At 53.9% G+C, this 18987-nt stretch carries 19 protein-coding genes; 8 read left to right on the forward strand and 11 right to left on the reverse strand.

What is annotated here, in order from left to right; translation table 11 throughout:
• Positions 1–55 precede the first annotated feature (55 nt).
• Complete coding sequence (gene ruvA, locus V8L73_RS08610; protein WP_027273360.1) at positions 56–667, forward strand: Holliday junction branch migration protein RuvA; 612 nt, start codon at positions 56–58, stop codon at positions 665–667.
• 39 nt (positions 668–706) lie between these two features.
• Positions 707–1714 (forward strand): Holliday junction branch migration DNA helicase RuvB, encoded by a 1008-nt coding sequence (ruvB, locus tag V8L73_RS08615; protein ID WP_027273359.1) that lies wholly within the window; start codon positions 707–709, stop codon positions 1712–1714.
• 61 nt (positions 1715–1775) lie between these two features.
• Here ruvB and V8L73_RS08620 read toward each other — a convergent pair whose 3' ends face one another.
• Entirely contained in the window at positions 1776–2045 is a 270-nt protein-coding gene (locus V8L73_RS08620; RefSeq protein WP_027273358.1) for a GrxA family glutaredoxin, read from the reverse strand.
• A 460-nt stretch (positions 2046–2505) separates the two neighbouring features.
• Here V8L73_RS08620 and nfsA point away from each other — a divergent pair, with 460 nt between their 5' ends.
• A complete protein-coding gene (gene nfsA / locus V8L73_RS08625) occupies positions 2506–3228 on the forward strand; it encodes an oxygen-insensitive NADPH nitroreductase (RefSeq protein WP_347254637.1) in 723 nt (240 codons plus the stop codon).
• On the opposite strand, the gene V8L73_RS08630 is transcribed toward nfsA, so the two are convergent.
• Positions 3218–3415: a DUF4250 domain-containing protein gene (locus V8L73_RS08630; RefSeq protein ID WP_347254638.1), complete on the reverse strand. Its 198-nt coding sequence runs from the start codon at positions 3413–3415 to the stop codon at positions 3218–3220. The genes nfsA and V8L73_RS08630 overlap by 11 nt on opposite strands.
• A gap of 115 nt (positions 3416–3530) precedes the next feature.
• Here V8L73_RS08630 and V8L73_RS08635 point away from each other — a divergent pair, with 115 nt between their 5' ends.
• A complete protein-coding gene (locus V8L73_RS08635) occupies positions 3531–4025 on the forward strand; it encodes a YbjN domain-containing protein (protein WP_027273355.1) in 495 nt (164 codons plus the stop codon).
• Between the two features lie 25 nt (positions 4026–4050).
• Complete coding sequence (rlmC, locus tag V8L73_RS08640; protein WP_347254639.1) at positions 4051–5208, forward strand: 23S rRNA (uracil(747)-C(5))-methyltransferase RlmC; 1158 nt, start codon at positions 4051–4053, stop codon at positions 5206–5208.
• A 6-nt stretch (positions 5209–5214) separates the two neighbouring features.
• Here rlmC and V8L73_RS08645 read toward each other — a convergent pair whose 3' ends face one another.
• The 7 genes from V8L73_RS08645 to znuC form a co-directional block, all read right to left on the reverse strand.
• Complete coding sequence (locus V8L73_RS08645) at positions 5215–5709, reverse strand: methylated-DNA--[protein]-cysteine S-methyltransferase (protein WP_347254640.1); 495 nt, start codon at positions 5707–5709, stop codon at positions 5215–5217.
• A gap of 108 nt (positions 5710–5817) precedes the next feature.
• Entirely contained in the window at positions 5818–6549 is a 732-nt protein-coding gene (artJ, locus tag V8L73_RS08650) for an arginine ABC transporter substrate-binding protein (protein WP_027273352.1), read from the reverse strand.
• Between the two features lie 196 nt (positions 6550–6745).
• The gene (gene rimO / locus V8L73_RS08655; RefSeq protein ID WP_347254641.1) at positions 6746–8065 is read right to left on the reverse strand and encodes a 30S ribosomal protein S12 methylthiotransferase RimO; all 1320 of its coding nucleotides are present in this window, start codon (positions 8063–8065) and stop codon (positions 6746–6748) included.
• 134 nt (positions 8066–8199) lie between these two features.
• Positions 8200–8769 carry a DUF1523 family protein gene (locus V8L73_RS08660; RefSeq protein WP_027273350.1) on the reverse strand — a complete coding sequence of 190 codons (570 nt, stop codon included), beginning with the start codon at positions 8767–8769 and terminating at the stop codon, positions 8200–8202.
• A 359-nt stretch (positions 8770–9128) separates the two neighbouring features.
• Positions 9129–10814 (reverse strand): aspartate:alanine antiporter, encoded by a 1686-nt coding sequence (locus tag V8L73_RS08665; protein WP_027273349.1) that lies wholly within the window; start codon positions 10812–10814, stop codon positions 9129–9131.
• 212 nt (positions 10815–11026) lie between these two features.
• Positions 11027–11815: a zinc ABC transporter permease subunit ZnuB gene (gene znuB, locus V8L73_RS08670; RefSeq protein ID WP_027273348.1), complete on the reverse strand. Its 789-nt coding sequence runs from the start codon at positions 11813–11815 to the stop codon at positions 11027–11029.
• Positions 11815–12570, reverse strand: coding sequence for a zinc ABC transporter ATP-binding protein ZnuC (znuC, locus tag V8L73_RS08675; protein ID WP_347254642.1), 756 nt, complete (start codon positions 12568–12570; stop codon positions 11815–11817). Before znuC ends, znuB begins: the two co-directional genes overlap by 1 nt.
• 120 nt (positions 12571–12690) lie before the next feature.
• On the opposite strand from znuC, the gene znuA reads away from it, so the two are divergent.
• From znuA to lpxM, 3 genes are all read left to right on the forward strand, one after another.
• Positions 12691–13662: a zinc ABC transporter substrate-binding protein ZnuA gene (znuA, locus tag V8L73_RS08680; RefSeq protein ID WP_027273346.1), complete on the forward strand. Its 972-nt coding sequence runs from the start codon at positions 12691–12693 to the stop codon at positions 13660–13662.
• Positions 13663–13682: 20 nt separating this feature from the next.
• Entirely contained in the window at positions 13683–15014 is a 1332-nt protein-coding gene (gene mepM / locus V8L73_RS08685; protein ID WP_027273345.1) for a murein DD-endopeptidase MepM, read from the forward strand.
• Positions 15015–15288: 274 nt separating this feature from the next.
• Positions 15289–16269, forward strand: coding sequence for a lauroyl-Kdo(2)-lipid IV(A) myristoyltransferase (lpxM, locus tag V8L73_RS08690; protein ID WP_027273344.1), 981 nt, complete (start codon positions 15289–15291; stop codon positions 16267–16269).
• Between the two features lie 67 nt (positions 16270–16336).
• Here lpxM and pyk read toward each other — a convergent pair whose 3' ends face one another.
• Entirely contained in the window at positions 16337–17779 is a 1443-nt protein-coding gene (gene pyk / locus V8L73_RS08695) for a pyruvate kinase (RefSeq protein ID WP_347254643.1), read from the reverse strand.
• Positions 17780–18027: 248 nt separating this feature from the next.
• A complete protein-coding gene (locus V8L73_RS08700; protein ID WP_347254644.1) occupies positions 18028–18864 on the reverse strand; it encodes a MurR/RpiR family transcriptional regulator in 837 nt (278 codons plus the stop codon).
• Positions 18865–18987: the final 123 nt, after the last annotated feature.

Below are 18987 nucleotides of genomic sequence, written 5' to 3' on the forward strand. Positions count from 1 at the left end.
TTATGCAAAGAGCTGCGCGCCGTTTCCCCAACCGGTGAGTTAAGGAGTTCAAATCGTGATTGGTCGTTTACGCGGCATTATTCTGGAAAAGCAGCCGCCTGAAGTGCTTATTGAAGTTAACGGCGTCGGCTATGAAGTGTTTATGCCGATGAGCTGCTTTTATGAGCTGCCGGAACGCGGCCAGGAAGCGACGATTTTTACTCAGTTCATCGTGCGTGAGGACGCTCAGCTGCTGTACGGTTTTAACGATAAGCAGGAAAGGGCGCTGTTTCGTGAACTGATTAAGGTGAACGGCGTTGGCCCCAAGCTCGCCCTGGCGATCCTTTCCGGCATGTCGGCGCAGCAGTTTGTACAGGCCGTTGAGCAAGAGCAGGTTAGCATACTGGTGAAGCTGCCGGGCGTCGGAAAGAAAACCGCAGAGCGTCTGGTCGTGGAGATGAAAGACCGCTTTAAGGGGCTAAACGGCGATCTGTTCAACGGCGGCGGCACGCTGCCTCCGGTTGCCAGTGCGAAAAACGCAGACGGCGACGCTGAGGCCGAGGCCGTTTCCGCGCTGGTGGCGCTGGGCTATAAGCCTCAGGAAGCCAGCCGTTTAGTGAGTAAAGTGGCCAAGCCGGGAAGCGGTTCTGAAACTCTGATCCGCGAGGCGCTGCGCGCTGCGCTATAGCCGCCGATAAGTGTCGACGCAAGCTGAAAGAGACAAACTATGATTGAAGCCGATCGCTTAATATCTCCCGTCGAGCAGTTTTCTGAAGAGGACACGGTCGATCGCGCCATGCGGCCAAAGCTGTTGAGCGAGTATGTCGGCCAGCCTCAGGTGTGCGAGCAGATGGAAATCTTCATCAAGGCCGCCAGGCTTCGAGGCGATGCGCTGGATCACCTGCTGATTTTCGGGCCGCCGGGGCTAGGGAAGACGACGCTTGCCAATATCGTTGCCAACGAAATGGGCGTTAACCTCAGGACCACGTCAGGGCCGGTGTTGGAAAAGGCGGGCGATCTGGCGGCTATGCTGACCAATCTGGAACCTCACGACGTGCTGTTTATCGATGAGATCCACCGCCTGTCGCCGGTCGTTGAGGAAATTCTCTATCCGGCGATGGAAGACTATCAGCTGGATATCATGATAGGAGAAGGGCCGGCGGCGCGCTCCATCAAGATAGATTTGCCTCCCTTTACGCTTATCGGCGCGACCACCCGCGCCGGTTCCCTAACGTCTCCTCTGCGCGACCGCTTCGGCATCGTGCAGCGGCTGGAGTTCTATCAGGTAGGAGATTTGGCCTCTATCGTTTCTCGCAGCGCGCAGTGCATGGATCTCGACCTTTCGCCGGAGGGGGCTAACCATATCGCTCGCCGAGCGCGCGGAACGCCGCGTATCGCCAACCGCCTGCTGCGCCGCGTGCGCGATTTTGCCGAAGTGCGCGCCGACGGTCTTATTAGCGCTGAGGTTGCGACCCGCGCGCTGGACATGTTGGACGTCGACGCCGAAGGGTTCGATTTTATGGACCGTAAGCTGCTGTTGGCGATTATCGACAAATTTATGGGCGGGCCGGTCGGATTGGACAACCTGGCGGCGGCCATCGGCGAAGAGCGGGAAACCATTGAGGACGTCATTGAGCCTTACCTCATCCAGCAGGGCTTTATACAGCGTACGCCAAGAGGACGAATGGCGACGCAGCACGCCTACCGCCACTTCGGTATCAGTCGGGAAGAGTAGAGGGACTGCGATAGAAATAGAAAACGGCGCCAAGGCGCCGTTTTTTCTGCATTACCCGCTCTTATGAGTTGGTGTAAAGACCCAGATGTTCTTTGGCGTAGGCTTCGAAATCGGTACAACCGCCAATGTGTTTCTGGTCAATAAAGATTTGCGGAACGGTTTCTACCGGCTTACCGACGGTTTTTTCCAGATCGGCTTTAGTAATGCCTTCAGCGTGAATATCGACATAGTTGTAGCTGAAGTCGTCGCGCTCTTGACTCAGTTTTTCTGCCAGCTCTTTTGCGCGGACGCAGTAGGGGCAGCCGGGGCGCCCAAAAATGACTACAAACATGAAATCTCCTTAGAGGTTGACCGGAGCGGCGGGATCGCCGTTAGCCATATGATAAATTGTCGATACTATGCCCGCAATTGGTGATAAAAAAAAGTAGGAATTGCCTGTTGGTTTGATAAATATGGCCTATCTGAGGAGGCTTCGCGGACGGTGAGCGATGTTTTACGCGTTTTCTCAGTCGGATAGGTCTGTAGCCATCGGCGGCGCGTTTTTCCAACCGTGAGGGCATTCGCTGCGAAGGCTTTCCATGAGGACTACCGCTTCACGGCTGCGCTTACCGCGCGTTTAGCATAGGTATCTTGAAGTCTTGGCGCAGCTTAGGCATGCAGTGAAGCGTTTTAATATCACTTTTTGCTGAGCCAAAATAAAAATGCGTGGTTAAAATAGCAAATTCCGCGTAGCGCTCTAAAGTAGGGCAGCAACAGGCTGTCAGCGCGTCGAGACTCAAAAAGGAAATCCCATGACTCCAACTATCGATCTTCTCTGTGCACATCGCTCCATCCGCGCCTTTACGCCTGAACCCATAGGCGAGGAACAGCGGCTGGCAATTCTCCGTGCTGCGCAGAGCGCTTCCAGCTCGAGCTTTTTGCAGTGCTCGTCGGTGATTCGGGTGACCGATCTTCAGTTACGTCAAAAGCTGGTCGCGTGCAGCGGCGGGCAGGCTTACGTCGCCCAGGCGGCTGAATTCTGGGTGTTCTGCGCCGACTTTCATCGCAATCAGGAAGTGTATCCAGAGGCCCAGCTTGGCTATGCGGAGCAGCTGCTTTTAGGCTGCGTTGATACCGCCATCATGGCGCAAAATGCGCTTATCGCGGCGGAGTCTCTAGGATTAGGCGGCGTGTATATCGGCGGATTGAGAAACCATATCGCCGACGTGACGGCGCTGCTGGCATTGCCAAAGCACGTTTTGCCGCTGTTTGGGCTCTGTCTTGGGCATCCGGCGCAGGATCCGGAGCGTAAGCCAAGGCTGCCTACGGCGATTACCGTTCATGAAAATCGCTACCACCCGCTGGATAAAGCGGCGTTGGCCGATTATGACGCACAAATAACGGCCTATTACGCGTCCCGAAGCGACAACAAAAAGCACGTCAACTGGAGCGGACAGATCGCAGCGACGCTGGCTAAAGAAAGCCGCCCGTTTATTCTCGATTACCTGCATGAGCAGGGCTGGATCACGCGTTAGCGATAAACTGATTGTTGGATGGCTGATAGCGATATCCGGCGTCCAACAGCTTTTCATACAGCGCGTCTGCGTCGATGTCATAGCTGCGGGCCAGTTCTTCGAGGGAGTCGAACTCGTCCCTGAGCTTCATGTTGACTATACTCAGCAGCATGTTGGGATCCATCGTTGAAAAGCGGGTTAGCGGCATTTTTTTCTCCGGCCTGTTGTAAGAATCGGTAATAACTTACCTCAATGGGCTCAAAATAAGGTAATATGGACGACGTATATGCACTGTTTTTTGATTTTATCGAGGAAATACCATAATGGGTAAGCTTTATGTCCCTGATTTGGCGTTAATGCGCAGCTGGCTGGGTCAGTTGGGTATCTCTTTCTTCGAGTGCGATTCCTGTCAGGCGCTGCATTTACCGCATCTGCAAAATATTAACGGCATATTTGACGCCAAGGTTGATTTGGTCGACAACGTTATTCTTTTTTCCGCCGTGGCGGAAATTCGCCCCGTGGCGCTTATTCCTTTAGTTGCCGATCTTAGCCAAATCAATGCCTCATCGTTAACCACCAAAGTGTTTGTCGACGTGCAGGATGATAACCTGCCCAAGCTGGTTATCTGTCAGTCCTTAAGCATCGGTGCAGGCATTGCGATAGAACAGTTCCATCTTTTGCTGCAGGAAGCGGAAGAGCAAACTGCGCAAATCATTTTTGAAGCGGGAACAAACGAGCTGTTAACCAGCTCTGAAACCGATCGCGAAGCCGAAGAAGAAATTCAGATCGCTCGTCCAATCACCCATACGCTTCATTAAGCGTTCGTTCGAAGACTCGTCTTAAATGATAGCGACAGAACAGACGCTCTGTGAGCTTTATGCATCGGGGCTGTGCCGTTCATGCCAGTGGCTTGACCGTCCCTATGAGCAGCAGCTGAGGGATAAGCTTCACGATTTGAGTACGCTGTTAAGCGGCCTTCCCGTAGAGCAGACGCTTGCGCCTTTTACCAGCGATGCGCTGGGCTTTAGAAACAAAGCTAAAATGGTGGTCAGCGGTAGCGTTGAGCGTCCGATCTTAGGGCTGCCGATGAAAGACGGAGCAGCGGTCGATCTCTGCGGATGCCCGCTTTATCCCGAAGCGATCCAAGCGCTGTTTCCCTCTCTTAAACGCTTTATCGCCAAGGCGGGGCTGGTTCCTTACAACGTAGAGAAGCGGCGCGGCGAGCTAAAGTTCATTCTGGTTACCCAAAGCCGGCATGACGGAAGCGCTATGGTGCGCTTCGTGTTACGTTCTGAAAACAAACTGCCCCAGCTTAGGCAGGCGCTGCCGGAGCTGCTGGCGGAGCTACCTCAGCTGCGCGTCGTTTCGGCTAACGTTCAGCCCGTTCATATGGCGATTCTGGAAGGCGAAAAGGAAATTATTCTGACCGCAAGCGATGCGCTGGAAGAACGGTTTAACGGCATCCCCCTGTTTATTCGCCCGCAGAGCTTTTTTCAAACTAATCCTGCCGTCGGCGCAGCGCTGTACGCCGAAGCGCAACAATGGGTTAGTGAACTGGACGTTAGCAGCATGTGGGATCTGTTCTGCGGCGTAGGCGGCTTCGGCCTGCACTGCGCCAGCGTGCCGGGAAAGGCGATATCGCTTACGGGGATAGAAATCAGCGCTCAGGCCATTGAGTGCGCCAAGCGCTCTGCAAAAGCGATAGGGCTAACGGATATCCGCTTTGACGCCTTGGATTCGACGGCGTTTGCTAAAAGCCATCTTCAACCGCCCGATTTGGTGCTGGTGAATCCGCCAAGGCGGGGGATTGGCAAGCCGCTGTGTGACTATCTGCGCGAAACGGCGCCGGGCTACATTCTGTATTCCAGCTGTAATGCCGTGACCATGGCTCAGGACATTCGCCACTTGGCGGACTATCGCATCGTTAAAGTTCGCCTGTTCGATATGTTTGCGCACACTGCGCACTATGAAACGCTGGCGCTACTGCAGCGTCAGCGTTAATTCACCTCAGTTGCGCTCTTTATAGGGAATACCTTCCAGCGCCAGCAGCGCCTTTTTGACGTCCAGCCCGCCGGAGTAGCCGGTTAAGGTACCGTCTTTACCCAGAACGCGATGGCAGGGCAGGACGATGGCGATAGGGTTAGAGCCTACCGCGCCCCCGACGGCCTGAGCGCCTTTAGGCCGGCCCACGCTTGCGGCAATGGCGCCGTAGTTGATGACGTCCGCGTAGTCGATATCTCTTAACCTCTGCCACACCGCCCGCTGGAATTCGGAACCTTCCGGTTCGCAGGGAATGACGTTGAAATCAACTCTCTTGCCCGCGAAATATTCCGTCAGTACGCGGATAACGGAAGCGATAATGGGATGTGCTTCATTTTCCATCCAGCCGTTTTCAGGCCTGCGGCTTTTAACCTCATTGGGAAGCCAGAGCTGCTTGAGGGCGGCATCGTCGGCAACGATGCGAAGCGGCCCTACCGGAGAATGGTAGAGGGCATGGTACATAGGGGACTCCTTGTCGGACGGTCGTTGGCACAGGGGGTTATCCTATCACCGCGCCGATGAAAAACAAAAACGGCCTCGTGATGAGGCCGCCGTGAGGTTTAATTTAGATCAGTTAGGGAACCACTTGTCGTTAATCTTCTGATAGGTTCCGTCTTTCTTCAGTGCGTCCAGCGCGCCGTTGATCTTCTCCATCAGCGCCGCGTTGTCCAGACGAACGGCAATACCGAGGCCCGAACCGAAATAGGCGGGATCGGCGATGTGCTCACCCAGCGTTTCTAGCTCCGGGTTGGTTTTCAGCCATTCGTTTACCGCCGCCGTATCGCCAAACACCGCGTCAAGACGGCCATTCTTCAGGTCGATCACCGCCGTTTGATAGCTGTCGTAGGGGACGGTCGTGACTTCAGGGTGCTTCTCGTTCATATATTTCTGGTGCGTCGAGCCGTTTTCCATGCCCACCTTTTTACCCTTTATCTGGTCAGGCGACGTGATAGTGCCTTTACGTACAATAAGCACCGCCGAGTTGGCGTAGTAAGGCTGGCTGAACAGCACCTGCTTGCTGCGCTCGGCCGTAATGTCCATTCCGGAAATAACGGCGTCATAGCGCCGGAATTTTAACGCCGGGATCAGGCTGTCAAACGGATGGTTTGAGTAGGTGCATTCGGCCTTCATCTCTTTACACAGCGCCTTGGCGAGGTCGATATCAAAGCCGGCAATCTGGTTATTGTTATCAATGTACTCAAACGGAGGATAGGTGGCGGATGAGGCAAAGCGGATAGTCTCAGCAGCCTGTACGGACAATGCGGCGCTGGCGAATAACAGGGTAGCTAAAACTTTTTTCATAACGATCGCTCCAGATAAACAAGGGTCTTTTTTGACTGAAAAATCGAATAAAATGAATATATAGTCAATTTGAGCGAATAGGCAAGCAAAATTTTCTTTGATAATGAAAAAGAAAGGGGAAAACCCGGAAAGAATAAAAAATCCCGATGCCGGAAAGGCCATCGGGATTGCATTTGAACCTGAGAGCGCGTTTTACTTAGCGCACTACGCTTCCCCACAGGTCATACTCGTCGGCGTTTTCAATCAGCACCTGAACAACGTCGCCGGGCTTTACGCCGCGCTCTTCGTTGAGGTAAACCACGCCGTCGATTTCAGGAGCGTCGGCCATGCTTCTGCCGATAGCGCCTTCTTCGTCGACTTCATCGATAATAACCGGCAGCGTCATGCCGACCTTTTCCTGCAGGCGTTCAGCGGAGATCTGCTGCTGTAGCTGCATAAAGCGGTGGAAGCGCTCTTCTTTAACTTCCTCTGGAACCTGGTCGTCCAAGTCGTTTGCCGCGGCGCCTTCGACCGGGCTGTACTTAAAGCAGCCGACGCGGTCGAGCCGGGCTTCCCGCAGGAACTCAAGCAGCATCTCGAAGTCTTCTTCCGTTTCGCCGGGGAAGCCGACGATAAAGGTAGAGCGCAGCGTAAGCTGTGGGCAAATTTCGCGCCAGCGCTTGATTCGCTCCAGCGTGCGTTCCACCGAGCCAGGCCGCTTCATCGCCTTGAGCACCTTCGGGCTGGCGTGCTGTAGCGGAATGTCCAGATAGGGCAGAACTTTGCCCGCGGCCATTAGCGGAATGACGTCGTCAACGTGCGGATAGGGATAAACGTAGTGCAGGCGAACCCAGACGCCGAGCGTTGCCAGCTGTTCGCACAGGCTGACCATATCGGATTTTACCGGTTGGCCGTTCCAGAAACCGGTTCTGTGCTTGACGTCTACGCCGTAGGCCGAGGTGTCCTGAGAGATCACCAGCAGCTCTTTAACGCCGGCCTCCGCCAGCCGCTTGCCTTCGTCCAGTACGGAGCCGACGGGGCGGCTCTCCAAATCGCCGCGCATAGACGGAATGATGCAGAACGTGCAGCGGTGGTTGCAGCCTTCTGATATTTTCAGATAGGCGTAGTGTTTGGGCGTAAGCTTAACGCCCTGAGCCGGCACCAGGCTGGTGAACGGATGATATTCCGGCTTTGGCGCGTAGGTATGAACGTGGGCCAGTACCTGTTCATAGCTGTGCGGGCCGGTAATCTCCAACACCTTGGGGTGAACTTCCCTGATTTGGTTTTCTTTTGCCCCGAGGCAGCCGGTGACGATAACTTTGCCATTCTCCGCCAGCGCTTCGCCAATCGCTTCCAGCGACTCCTGAACCGCGCCTTCGATAAAGCCGCAGGTGTTGACGATCACCAGGTCGGCGCCGTCATAGCGGGGAACGATTTGGTAACCCTCCGTGCGAAGCTCGGTCAGAATGCGTTCAGAGTCAACGAGGTTCTTGGGGCAGCCGAGGGAAACAAAGCCGATAGTTGGGGCATTACTCATGAAAACTTTTACTCATTAAGGAAAACTGCGCGGATTCTAGCACAAAGGGAGGGCTGAATTATAGAAGGGAGAAGGGGTAGATCGGAGTAGAGCCGAGAGACAGTAACGGCGACCGAAGCCGCCGTTAGAATGCGTTACTTAACGACCGAGCCGTCCGGGCGACGGAAGTCCTTGCGCTCGCGCCAGCTGGTGTACAGCGAGGGCATTGCGGCCTGCAAAACGATAAGCAGCAGCCAGACGAACCAGCCGAATCCTTTCACTATCGTATAAAAAGAAAAGGTGGACGATTCATAGCTTTCAACCTGCTTGACGGAGACGATATTTTTAAACATGTTGAGCATGTTGAAACGCCAGCCGTAGTAAGTGATGCGGGTCACCTGGTTGGCATCGTTGGCGGCCTGAGCCTGAGCCTGAATGTCGGCGCTGTTGAACTTGAAGTACCAAGGGAAGCTCCAGGCGGTATCTTCATTGCGATAAACCACGATCTTTTTATCTTCATCAATGGTGTAGATGTAGTACACGTCGCGCGTTGGCCCGTCAGCCGGGTTTTCCGCCGAAATAGGGCCGTCGTTATCCACCCGTTTTACTTCAGAGCCAGTGATTTTTACGATATGGCTGGAAGGGAGATAGTAGCTGCAAAGCAGCGCGGTCCCGATGGCGAAACAGACCAGATAGCCGATAAAGATTTTTTTGATTAATGACATAGCAATCACGCTTCCCTATGAGGTTGAACGGCACAAGCCGGACGCGGTATACCATTATTGTATGATATTGTGCGCGCGCATGCCTAAAGAAAAAGTGAACTCCGGGTATACCGGGGCCGTTTGGGGCGAATTAACAGAGAGTAGCGGGGCGGTTTTGACAGAAGGCCGGAAAATGGACAATAAAAAGCCCGATAAGCATGAAACGTATTAAGAGCTTATCGGGCCAACCTCAATGAGGGAAGATTGAAAGTAAAGCAGTGGCACTTATTAAGACGCCGGGCCGTTCGATTAGTTCACCTTAAAATTGAATTTTTAGTACTTTTTTAAAAAATTCAATTATCTAATTGATTTATAATAAATTAAAAAATTCCAGGCCAGATAATGACAATCAACGAACCGGCCAGCGTGAGCAAAACGTTAGCGATAGCATAGGTGCCGGCATAGCCTAATGCCGGTATGTTGCTGCGCGACGTATCGCTGATAATTTCCATCGCCGGCGCACAGGTTCTGGCCCCCATAATGGCGCCAAACAGCAGAGCGCGGTTCATCTTCAGAACGTAGGCGCCAAACAGATAGCAGATAACCACCGGAACCAGGCTGACAATAAGGCCGGCGCCGAGCATTTGCCCGCCGATAATGCCGAGATTATTGCCGATGCCGCTGCCCGCGCTAAGGCCAACGCCCGCCATAAACACCATCAGTCCGAACTCTTTCACCATGTTCAGCGCTCCCTGTGGTATGTAGCCAAAGGTCGGGTGGTTAGCGCGCATAAAGCCCAGCATGATGCCGGAAAACAGCAGCCCGGCGGCGTTGCCGATGCCAAAAGAGAAGCTGCTGAACTGGAAGGTTATTTGTCCTATCATTAGCCCCAAAACAAAGAAGGCGCAGAAGGCCAGCAGGTCGGTCAATTGGCTGTGGATAGAAATAAAGCCGATGCGCTCAGCGACGCTTTTTACCCGATGAGCGTCGCCGCTGACCTGTAAAACGTCGCCCTTATTCAGAACGACGTTGTCATCAATCGGCATCTCTATCTGGCTTCTGATAACGCGGTTAAGAAAACAGCCGTGATCGGTCAGGTTAATTTGGCTTAACCGTTTGCCGACCGCGTTGTTGTTTTTAACCACAATCTCTTCGGTGACGATGCGCATGTCCAGCAGGTCGCGCTCAAAGACTTCTTTACCGTTGCGAAAGCTGGGGTCAAGGCGGGCATGAGCGTCCGGATAACCGACCAGCGAAATTTCGTCATTCAGCTGAAGCACGGCGTCGCCGTCCGGCGATGCGATAATGCCGTTGCGGCGGATTTTTTCTATATAGCAACCGGTTTGGCGATAGATGCCAAGCTCCCGCAGGTTTTTCCCGGCGGCCCATGCTACCAGCTCCGGGCCGACGCGGTAGGCGCGGATCACCGGCAGGTACACCTTACGCTGGCTGTCGTTATCCAGACCGCGCTCGCGGGCGATTTGCTGGGCGCAGGTCGGCAGATCCTGATGCTGCAGCTTAGGCAAATAGCGGGCGGCGAAAACCAGGCTGACGAGGCCGAGCAGGTAGGTCAGCGCGTACCCGAGGCTCAGGTGATCCTGCGCCTGGGCCAGCGTAGCCGAATCGGTCGCGGTATGGCGCAGCGTATCGCCTGCGCCAACCAGTACCGGCGTTGACGTCATGGAGCCGGCCAGCATGCCTGCGGTCAGGCCGATGTCCCATTTGAGCAGCTTGCCCAGGCCCAGCGCAATGAGCAGGGCGCTGCCGACCAGCACCAGCGCCAGCATGAAATAGTTTTTGCCGTCTCTGAAAAATATGGCGAAGAAGTTAGGCCCGGCTTCGACGCCTACGCAGAAAATGAACAGCATAAAGCCAAGGTTCAGCGCCTCGGTGTTAATAGAAAAGTGGAAGTAGCCCAGCAGCAGCGACACCACCAGTACGCCGATGGAGTTTCCGAGCTGGACGCTCCCCAAGCGAATCTTTCCAAGGCACAGGCCGAGTGCCAATACGACGAACAGCAGCAATATATAGTTGCTGTTTAACAGGCCGATAATATCGATATTCACAGTGTTGACTTCAACGTTGTCTGCAGCGGTTAAGTAGTGAAATATTTTACAGCATCGCTATAAAAAAGCGCCTTGCTCTGAGTCTTTATCAAACTGGAGCAAGACGTTTTTCACCGTCGGGCGATATTTTAGATCTTATTGCGCCGCTATTCACTCTGAAAATATGTGTTTTCGTAAACAGACCGCAATAAATGAATAATAAGAGGAGGGCGTCAGTCTCCAAGCTGCTTTTTAAACAGGCTGAGCAGGAACAGGCAGCAGGAGCACAGCACCACCGACGGCCCGGCCGGCGTGTCGTGGTAGGCGGAAAGCGTCAGCCCGCCGCTGACGGCGATGATGCCGACAATCGCGGCGAAGCCCGCCATCTGTTCCGGCGTTCGGGAGAAACGGCGCGCGGTGGCGGCGGGAATAATCAGCAGCGACGTAATGATAAGCGCCCCGACAAACTTCATGGCCACGCCTATCGTCAGCGCGGTAATGAGCATCAAGAGCAGACGCGAGCGTTCAGGATTGATACCGTCGACGTGCGCCAGCTCGGCGTTAATGGTGACGGACAGAAGGTTGCGCCACTGCCACCAGAGCGTAAGCAGCACTACGGCAACGCCCGCGCCGATGGCCCACAGGTCTTCGGCGGTGACGGAAAGCAGATCGCCAAACAGGTAGGCCATCAAATCTACCCGAACGTTTGACATCAGGCTTATGGTGACCAGGCCGAGAGAGAGCGCGCTGTGCGCCAAAATGCCCAACAGGGTGTCGACGGCGAACTGCGGCCGTCTTTCCAGCCAGACCAGCCCGATAGCCAACAGCAGGGTAATCACGATAACGGCATAAAATGGATTTACGTTGAGCAACAGGCCGAAGGCGACTCCTAGCAGGGAAGAGTGCGCCAGCGTGTCGCCGAAGTAGGACATACGGCGCCAAACCACAAATGAGCCCAGCGGACCCGCCGCGAGTGATAGCAGCACGCCCGCCATCCAACCGGGAAATAACAGTTCAATCATTATTTATTACTGCCTGTCTGCTTGAGCACGATACGGCCGTGAAGGTCGTGGTGGTGATTGTGATGATGGTGATAAATCGCCAGCTGCTGCGCGCCTCGCTGGCCGAACATGGCGATGAATTCAGGATGATGAGACACCGCTTCCGGCGCGCCTGAGCAGCAAATATGCTGATTTAAGCACAGCACCTCGTCGGTTTTTGCCATCACCAGGTGAAGATCGTGAGAAACCATGAGCACGGCGCAGTTCAGCTCGCTCCTCAGGTGGGCGATAAGGTCGTACAGCGCCAGCTGGCCGTTGACGTCTACGCCCTGGGTCGGTTCGTCCAGCACCAGCAGCTGGGGCTTATTCAGCAGCGCTCTGGCCAGCAGCACGCGCTGGGTTTCACCCCCGGAGAGCTTTTGCATCGGCATGGAAATCAGGTGTTCCGCCTGTACGCGCGCCAGCGCCGGTAGAATATCGTCCTTTTTTACGCCCGGACGCAGAGTCATAAAGCGCGACACCGTCAGGGGAAGCGTCGGGTCAAGATGCAGCTTTTGCGGCACGTAGCCAATGCGTAGGTTTTTACTGCGGCTAACGGAACCGGACGTGGGTTTTATGAGGTCGAGTACGACGCGCACCAGCGTCGATTTACCCGCGCCGTTTGGGCCTAGAAGCGTCAGAATGCGGCCTTCGTCAAGCTTGAGCGAAACGTTGGACAGCACTTTACGATGACCAAAAACGACGGAAATGCGGTCTAGCTTAAGCAAAGTGGACATAGTTCATTTTTCTTGCACAACCTTTGATTTGTTATATTATAACATACCAGAGGCGATAGTCATCTACCAAAATAGTCAAACACTCGTTTACAAAATAGCTACCTATAGTGAGGCATACACATGCAGCAAATACGAAAATCTAGCGGATTACGGCGTCTTTTTCTCGTTGGCGTCCTATGCGCCGCCGGCGTAAGCTCAAGCGCGTTCGCGACCGTATTAACCTCGACCAAGCCGCTGGGATTTATTGCTGCAGCTATTACGGATGGCGTAACGGATACGGACGTTTTGCTTCCCGATGGCGCTTCGCCGCATGATTATGCGCTTCGGCCGTCAGATGTCCAGAAAATACGCTCGGCCTCTCTAGTCGTTTGGATTGGCCCCGATATGGAAGCTTTTTTAACCAAGCCTCTTTCACAAGTGGACGTATCTAAACAAATCGTGCTGACCGAACTGGCGTCGGTTAAGCCTCTGCTGGCGGAGGGAACCGAGGGAGACGAACACCACGATCATGACCACGACCACGATACGCAATCTACTGATAATAAAGAACATGATGATGAACATGGACATCATCACGGCGGTATGGATATGCACATTTGGATGTCGCCGGAGATTGCAAAACGCTCAGCTATCGCAATCCACGATAAATTATTGGAACTTATGCCGCAAAATAAAGACAAATTAGATGCTAATCTGGCACAGTTTGAAAAAGAACTAGAGAAGACAAAAGAAAATATTGCTAATATAATGCAGCCGTTGCGGGGTAAAGGATATTTCGTTTTCCATGATGCCTATGGCTATTTCGAGAAAGCGTTCGGATTAACCCAGTCGGGTCATTTTACTATTAATCCGGAAATCCAACCCGGCGCGCAACGATTGCATAGTATAAGAACAGAGTTGGTTGAGCATAAAGCGCAGTGCGTTTTTGCTGAGCCACAATTCCAGCCAGCCGTCGTCAACGCTGTCGCTAAAGGGACCGATGTCCGAATTGGCGTGCTTGATCCGCTCGGCAGCAATATAACGTTAGGTAAAGATAGCTACTTACAATTTCTAACTCAGCTATCCCAACAGTTTGCGAGCTGCCTGGAATGAAACAATGAGGAATATTCGTAGTGCTGCAAGTGGTTCGCTCGATTGCCGTAAAGTATAACAATTTACCTATGCCCCATAAGCTGACTTTTGGGGCTCTTCTGTTTCTCACCTGGAGTGCACTCGTTTGGCAGGCCGCTATTTATAAGCCTGCTTCAGAGGGCGAGAGGTTTATTCCGCTCCCGACTATCCCCATTCCCAATGAGTCCGCCAATGGTTCGACGGCCGCGGTAGACAACTCCGAGCCGATGGACCAGCCGACGCCGGATGACGATATTCCTAAAGACGAGCTGGACGAAAAGATTGGCGACGCGGGTGCGCCCAACGAGTACGTTGTGTCCAGCGGCGATACGTTAAGCAGCATTCTTACCCAGTTCGGCATCGATTCCTCCGACGTCTATTTGCTGACGAACAAAAACAGCGCGCTGGCTAACCTGAAGATTGGTCAGCAGCTGAGCTGGACGCTGAACGAAGAAGGCGATTTGCAGGCGTTGACCTGGGTCGTTTCTCGCCGGGAAACCCGAACCTATCAACGCGTCGACGGCGCGTTTAAAGAAACGGTAGACGTTTTAAAGGGAGAATGGAAAAACGACGTAGTTGTCGGCACTCTGGACGGCAGCTTTGTTTCCAGCGCGCGCGCCGCGGGCTTAACGAACGGCGAAATCAACGCGGTAACGAAGGCGCTGCAGTGGCAGCTCGACTTCCGCAAGCTGCGCAAGGGCGATCGCTTCTCCGTTTTGCTTTCCAGAGAGAAGCTGAACGGCAAGAATGAAAACAGCCAGCTGCTGGGCGTCAGAATGCAAAGCGGCGGCAAAGACTATTACGCTATCCGCTCTACCGACGGCAAGTTCTATAATAAGGACGGGGCCGGGCTGGCGAAGGGTTTCCTGCGTTACCCGACCACCAAGCAGTATAAGATTTCATCCCAGTTTAACCCGCGTCGCCTGCACCCGATCACTGGCCGAGTCGCTCCGCATAAGGGCGTTGACTTTGCAATGCCTATCGGATCTCCGGTATTGGCCGTCGGCGACGGCGAAGTGGTGGTCGCCAAGTTCAGCGGCGCAGCGGGCAACTATGTCGCTATCCGCCACGGCCGTCAGTACAGCACCCGCTATATGCACCTGAATAAGATTCTGGTGAAGCCGGGACAGAAAGTGAAGCGCGGCGATCGCATTGGGCTATCGGGCAATACCGGACGTTCAACCGGGCCGCACCTGCACTATGAGCTGTGGGTCAACGAATTGGCGGTTAACCCTCTGACCGCGACGCTGCCTCGTTCCGACGGCCTGGCGGGTAAAGATCGCGCTGAATATGTCGCTCTGGTGAAAGAAGTTGTGCCGCAGCTAACTTTCTAGATCTTGGAGAAAAAGAGAAAACGCTGCTAACGATCCTGGCAGCGTTTTCTTTTGTGTCTTAAGGACACGGCCTATACTCGAAATAATTCAAGTTGCAGGAAGGCGGCAAGGGAGAGAGTCCCGATGAGCTTACATAAGTAAGTGATTCGGGTGAACGAGCGTAGCCAACGCACCTGCAGCTTGAAGTATGAAGAGTATATACTCGAAGTATAACGAGTAATAATTCAATAATGATAAAGGCGGACGCGGTTCGTCGACTTAATGAGCTTTTGGCATGCAGAAACAATCTCGTTCAAACGTTGAGTTTATTCCGGTTTTCAAGAAGTCTTTCTTTCTTCCCAAATATTGGGGAGTCTGGCTTGGCGTCGGCGCCATGCTGCTTTTGGCTTTTGTTCCAGCCAAGATAAGAAATCCGCTGCTGGGGGCGCTCGGCAAGTGGGTTGGCCGCTTTTCGGGCGACGCTCGCCGAAGAGCGCGAATTAACCTTTATTACTGCTTTCCCGAAATGGAAGAACGCGAGCGGGAAGCCTTAATTGACGATATGTTTGCCACCGCCTCCCAGTCAATGCTGCTGATGGTTGAGCAGGCCGTGCGCAGCCCGGACTATCTGCTTAAAAGGGTACGCTGGCACGGCGAAGAGGTGATGGAAGAGATGCGCGCCGCCGGTCGCAACGTGATTTTCATGGTGCCTCATGGCTGGAGCGTCGACGTACCCGCTATGCTATTGGCTGCGAAGGGGCAGAAAATGGCGGCCATGTTTCATAATCAGAAAAACGAGCTGGTCGATTGGCTGTGGAACGCGGCCCGCCGCCGCTTCGGTGGCCGACTGCACGCCCGGGACGACGGCATAAAGCCCTTCATCAGTTCGGTTCGTCAGGGATTCTGGGGCTATTATCTCCCCGATCAGGATCACGGTCCGGAGCACAGCGAGTTTGTGGATTTCTTTGGCACCTATAAGGCCACGATGCCCGCGGTGGGGCGCCTTATGAAGGTGTGCCACGCGGCGATCGTTCCGCTGTTTCCCGTGTATCGTGCGAAAGAGGGGATTTTGGATATCTATATCCATCCGCCGATGGACGACATCGCCGATGCGGATTCGCCGACCATTGCCCGTCGAATGAATGAAGAGCTGGAAAAGCTGGTGATGCCAAATCGCGAACAGTACGTTTGGATCCTCAAGTTTATCAAGACGCGCAGAAACGGGGAGATCCAGCCCTATAAAAGAAGGGATCTGTGGCCGAGAAAGAAAAAGTAGCCAACGAGATTAACTATAAAGAAAAGGGCCGAAATCGGCCCTTTTCTCATTATAAGCAGAACAACAATTATTCAACCCGCAAAATACGGCAGGTGTTGGTGCTGCCGACCAGCGCCATCACGTCGCCCTGGGTGATGATGACCAGATCGCCGGACATCAGGAAGCCCTTTTCCTTCAAAAGATTGGTTGCGGCCATTGCGGCGGTAAGGCCGTCGCAGTCACCGGGGAACAGCACCGGCGTTACGCCACGATAAAGCGCACACAGGTTCAGCGTTTGCTCATGGCGAGACATAGCGAAAATCGGCAGGCCGGAGCTGATGCGGGACATCATGAGCGCCGTGCGGCCGGACTCGGTCATGGCGATAATCGCGCTAATGCCCTTCAGGTGGTTAGCGGCGTACATGGTCGACAGCGCAATGGTGTCTTCAACGTTGTCGAACTGAACGTCCATACGGTGCTTGGAGACGTTAAGACGCGGCATCTTTTCCGCGCCGATGCAAACGCGGGCCATAGCAGCGACGGTTTCTGCCGGATATTGGCCGGCGGCAGTTTCCGCCGACAGCATCACGGCGTCAGTACCGTCAAGCACCGCGTTGGCGACATCCATCACTTCCGCACGGGTCGGCATTGGGTTCGTGATCATCGACTCCATCATCTGCGTGGCGGTAATCACGGTGCGGTTGAGCTGGCGCGCGCGAAGGATAAGCTTCTTCTGTACGGCAACCAGCTCCGGATCGCCGATTTCAACGCCGAGATCGCCGCGGGCCACCATAATGGAATCCGAGGCGAGAATGATGTCGTCAATCGCTTCATCGGTTGATACCGCTTCGGCACGTTCGACTTTTGCGACGATTTTGGCGTTACAGCCGGCGTCGCGCGCCAGTCGGCGGGCGTAGTGGAGGTCTTCGCCGGTGCGCGGGAAGGAAACGGCCAGGTAGTCAACGTTGATTTTAGCCGCGGTAAGAATGTCGGCCTTGTCTTTATCGGTCAGCGCTTCTGCCGACAGGCCGCCGCCCAGCTTATTGATACCTTTATTATTGGAAAGCGGGCCGCCGACGGTCACTTCAGTGAACACCTTCATACCCTGAACGTCTAATACCTTGAGCTGTACGCGCCCGTCGTCCAGCAACAAGATATCGCCGGGAACTACGTCGGACGGCAGCCCTTTATAGTCGATGCCGACCTTTTCTTTATCGCCATCGCCAACGGAAAGGTTAGCATCAAGCAGGAATTTATCGCCGATGTTAAGAAAAACTTTGCCTTCCTTGAAGGTGGATACGCGGATTTTGGGGCCCTGGAGGTCGCCGAGGATAGCGACGTGTTTGCCTAGCTTGGCGGCGATTTCTCGAACTTTGTTAGCGCGGAGGAGATGATCTTCTGGGGAACCGTGGGAGAAATTGAGGCGAACAACGTTGGCGCCTGCTGCAATGACCTTTTCTAAGTTATTGTCACGGTCAGTTGCAGGGCCTAACGTGGTAACAATCTTGGTTCTTCTAAGCCTTCTGGACATGAGTAACTCCATTTATGCGGCCGATAGCGCTTGACCGCCATTTTCTAGCTGTTGGTAGAAAATCAGGTAGGGTGATACCTGAGGTTGCTGCTTTTTGTCGTATATTTCTCGTTTCTCGTATGGCGGGCCCGTTTAAACAGGCTCTAATACCGTCAGGCTTTATACCATTATCTCAATCACTTCACAAATCGATGCTGCCTCGTTTCACGACGCGCCGCGACCCGATCGAAAACGTTAATGACAAAAGGTTACTTTTTGTCGAAGCGAGACTCTTTCAGGGCGTCTTTTACCCGCCTCAGGCTGTCCTTGGCCTGTGAGTTGCGTAGCGTAAAGCCGGTGGCCAGAACGTCGATAATCGTGAGCTGAGCAAGGCGAGAGACCATCGGCATATAAACGTCGGTATCTTCCGGCACGTCGAGCAGGATGGCAAGATCTGCCGCTTTTGCCAGCGGCGTTCCCTGAGAGGTTATGGCAATAACGGTGGCGCCGTTTTTAATGGCGATCTCCGCCAGCTCAACCAGGTTTTTCGTCCTGCCGCTGTGTGAGATCAGCACCACGACGTCGCCGGCGTTCGCGTTCATGCAGCTCATCTGCTGTAAAACGATGTCGTCAAAGTAGATGACCGGCACGTTGAAGCGAAAGAACTTGTTCATGGCGTCATGAGCGACAACGGAAGAGGCGCCGTAGCCGAAAAACGAGATTTTTTTCGCCGCGATCAGCAGGTTAACGGCGCGATTAATGGCTATAATGTCAAGGCTGCTTTTCGCCATATTAAGGCTGACGACGGCGGAATCAAAGATTTTGTAGGTAAAGGCGTCGGTGGCGTCGTTTTCGCTCACGTTGCGGTTAACGTAGGGCGTTCCGTTCGCGAGGCTTTGGGCCAGCGCCAGCTTAAAGTCAGGGAACCCCTTCGTATTTAGCCGTCGACAAAAGCGGTTAACGGTAGGCTCGCTGACGTTTGCTATCTTGGCCAGCGTCGCAATGCTGGAATGAATGGCCGTTTGAGGCGCGGCGAGGATGGCATCGGCGACTTTCTGCTCCGATTTACTCAGTGAATCTTGGCATTGATGAATTCTTTCCAACATCTCTTTTCTGCCTCGCGCTCTTTTACCTATTACATTTAAAGGAGAAACCAATCTTGGTTTTATGAAAATATACTATGGCGTAAAAGCGCGCGTCGCGACAAAAACGCATTTTTGTAATTTTTT

The sequence above is a fragment of the Leminorella grimontii genome (assembly GCF_039789245.1).
Lineage (GTDB): Bacteria > Pseudomonadota > Gammaproteobacteria > Enterobacterales > Enterobacteriaceae > Leminorella > Leminorella grimontii.

Coding starts and splice junctions, on each gene's coding strand:
- ruvB (WP_027273359.1), top strand. CDS start 707: ATGATTGAAGCCGATCGCTTAATATCTCCCGTCGAGCAGTTTTCTGAA.
- znuB (WP_027273348.1), bottom strand. CDS start 11,815: ATGATTGAACTGTTATTTCCCGGTTGGATGGCGGGCGTGCTGCTATCA.
- pyk (WP_347254643.1), bottom strand. CDS start 17,779: ATGTCCAGAAGGCTTAGAAGAACCAAGATTGTTACCACGTTAGGCCCT.
- V8L73_RS08635 (WP_027273355.1), top strand. CDS start 3,531: ATGGGTAAGCTTTATGTCCCTGATTTGGCGTTAATGCGCAGCTGGCTG.
- V8L73_RS08660 (WP_027273350.1), bottom strand. CDS start 8,769: ATGTCATTAATCAAAAAAATCTTTATCGGCTATCTGGTCTGTTTCGCC.
- artJ (WP_027273352.1), bottom strand. CDS start 6,549: ATGAAAAAAGTTTTAGCTACCCTGTTATTCGCCAGCGCCGCATTGTCC.
- V8L73_RS08620 (WP_027273358.1), bottom strand. CDS start 2,045: ATGTTTGTAGTCATTTTTGGGCGCCCCGGCTGCCCCTACTGCGTCCGC.
- nfsA (WP_347254637.1), top strand. CDS start 2,506: ATGACTCCAACTATCGATCTTCTCTGTGCACATCGCTCCATCCGCGCC.
- V8L73_RS08630 (WP_347254638.1), bottom strand. CDS start 3,415: ATGCCGCTAACCCGCTTTTCAACGATGGATCCCAACATGCTGCTGAGT.
- rimO (WP_347254641.1), bottom strand. CDS start 8,065: ATGAGTAATGCCCCAACTATCGGCTTTGTTTCCCTCGGCTGCCCCAAG.
- rlmC (WP_347254639.1), top strand. CDS start 4,051: ATGATAGCGACAGAACAGACGCTCTGTGAGCTTTATGCATCGGGGCTG.
- V8L73_RS08700 (WP_347254644.1), bottom strand. CDS start 18,864: ATGTTGGAAAGAATTCATCAATGCCAAGATTCACTGAGTAAATCGGAG.
- znuA (WP_027273346.1), top strand. CDS start 12,691: ATGCAGCAAATACGAAAATCTAGCGGATTACGGCGTCTTTTTCTCGTT.
- V8L73_RS08645 (WP_347254640.1), bottom strand. CDS start 5,709: ATGTACCATGCCCTCTACCATTCTCCGGTAGGGCCGCTTCGCATCGTT.
- lpxM (WP_027273344.1), top strand. CDS start 15,289: ATGCAGAAACAATCTCGTTCAAACGTTGAGTTTATTCCGGTTTTCAAG.
- znuC (WP_347254642.1), bottom strand. CDS start 12,570: ATGTCCACTTTGCTTAAGCTAGACCGCATTTCCGTCGTTTTTGGTCAT.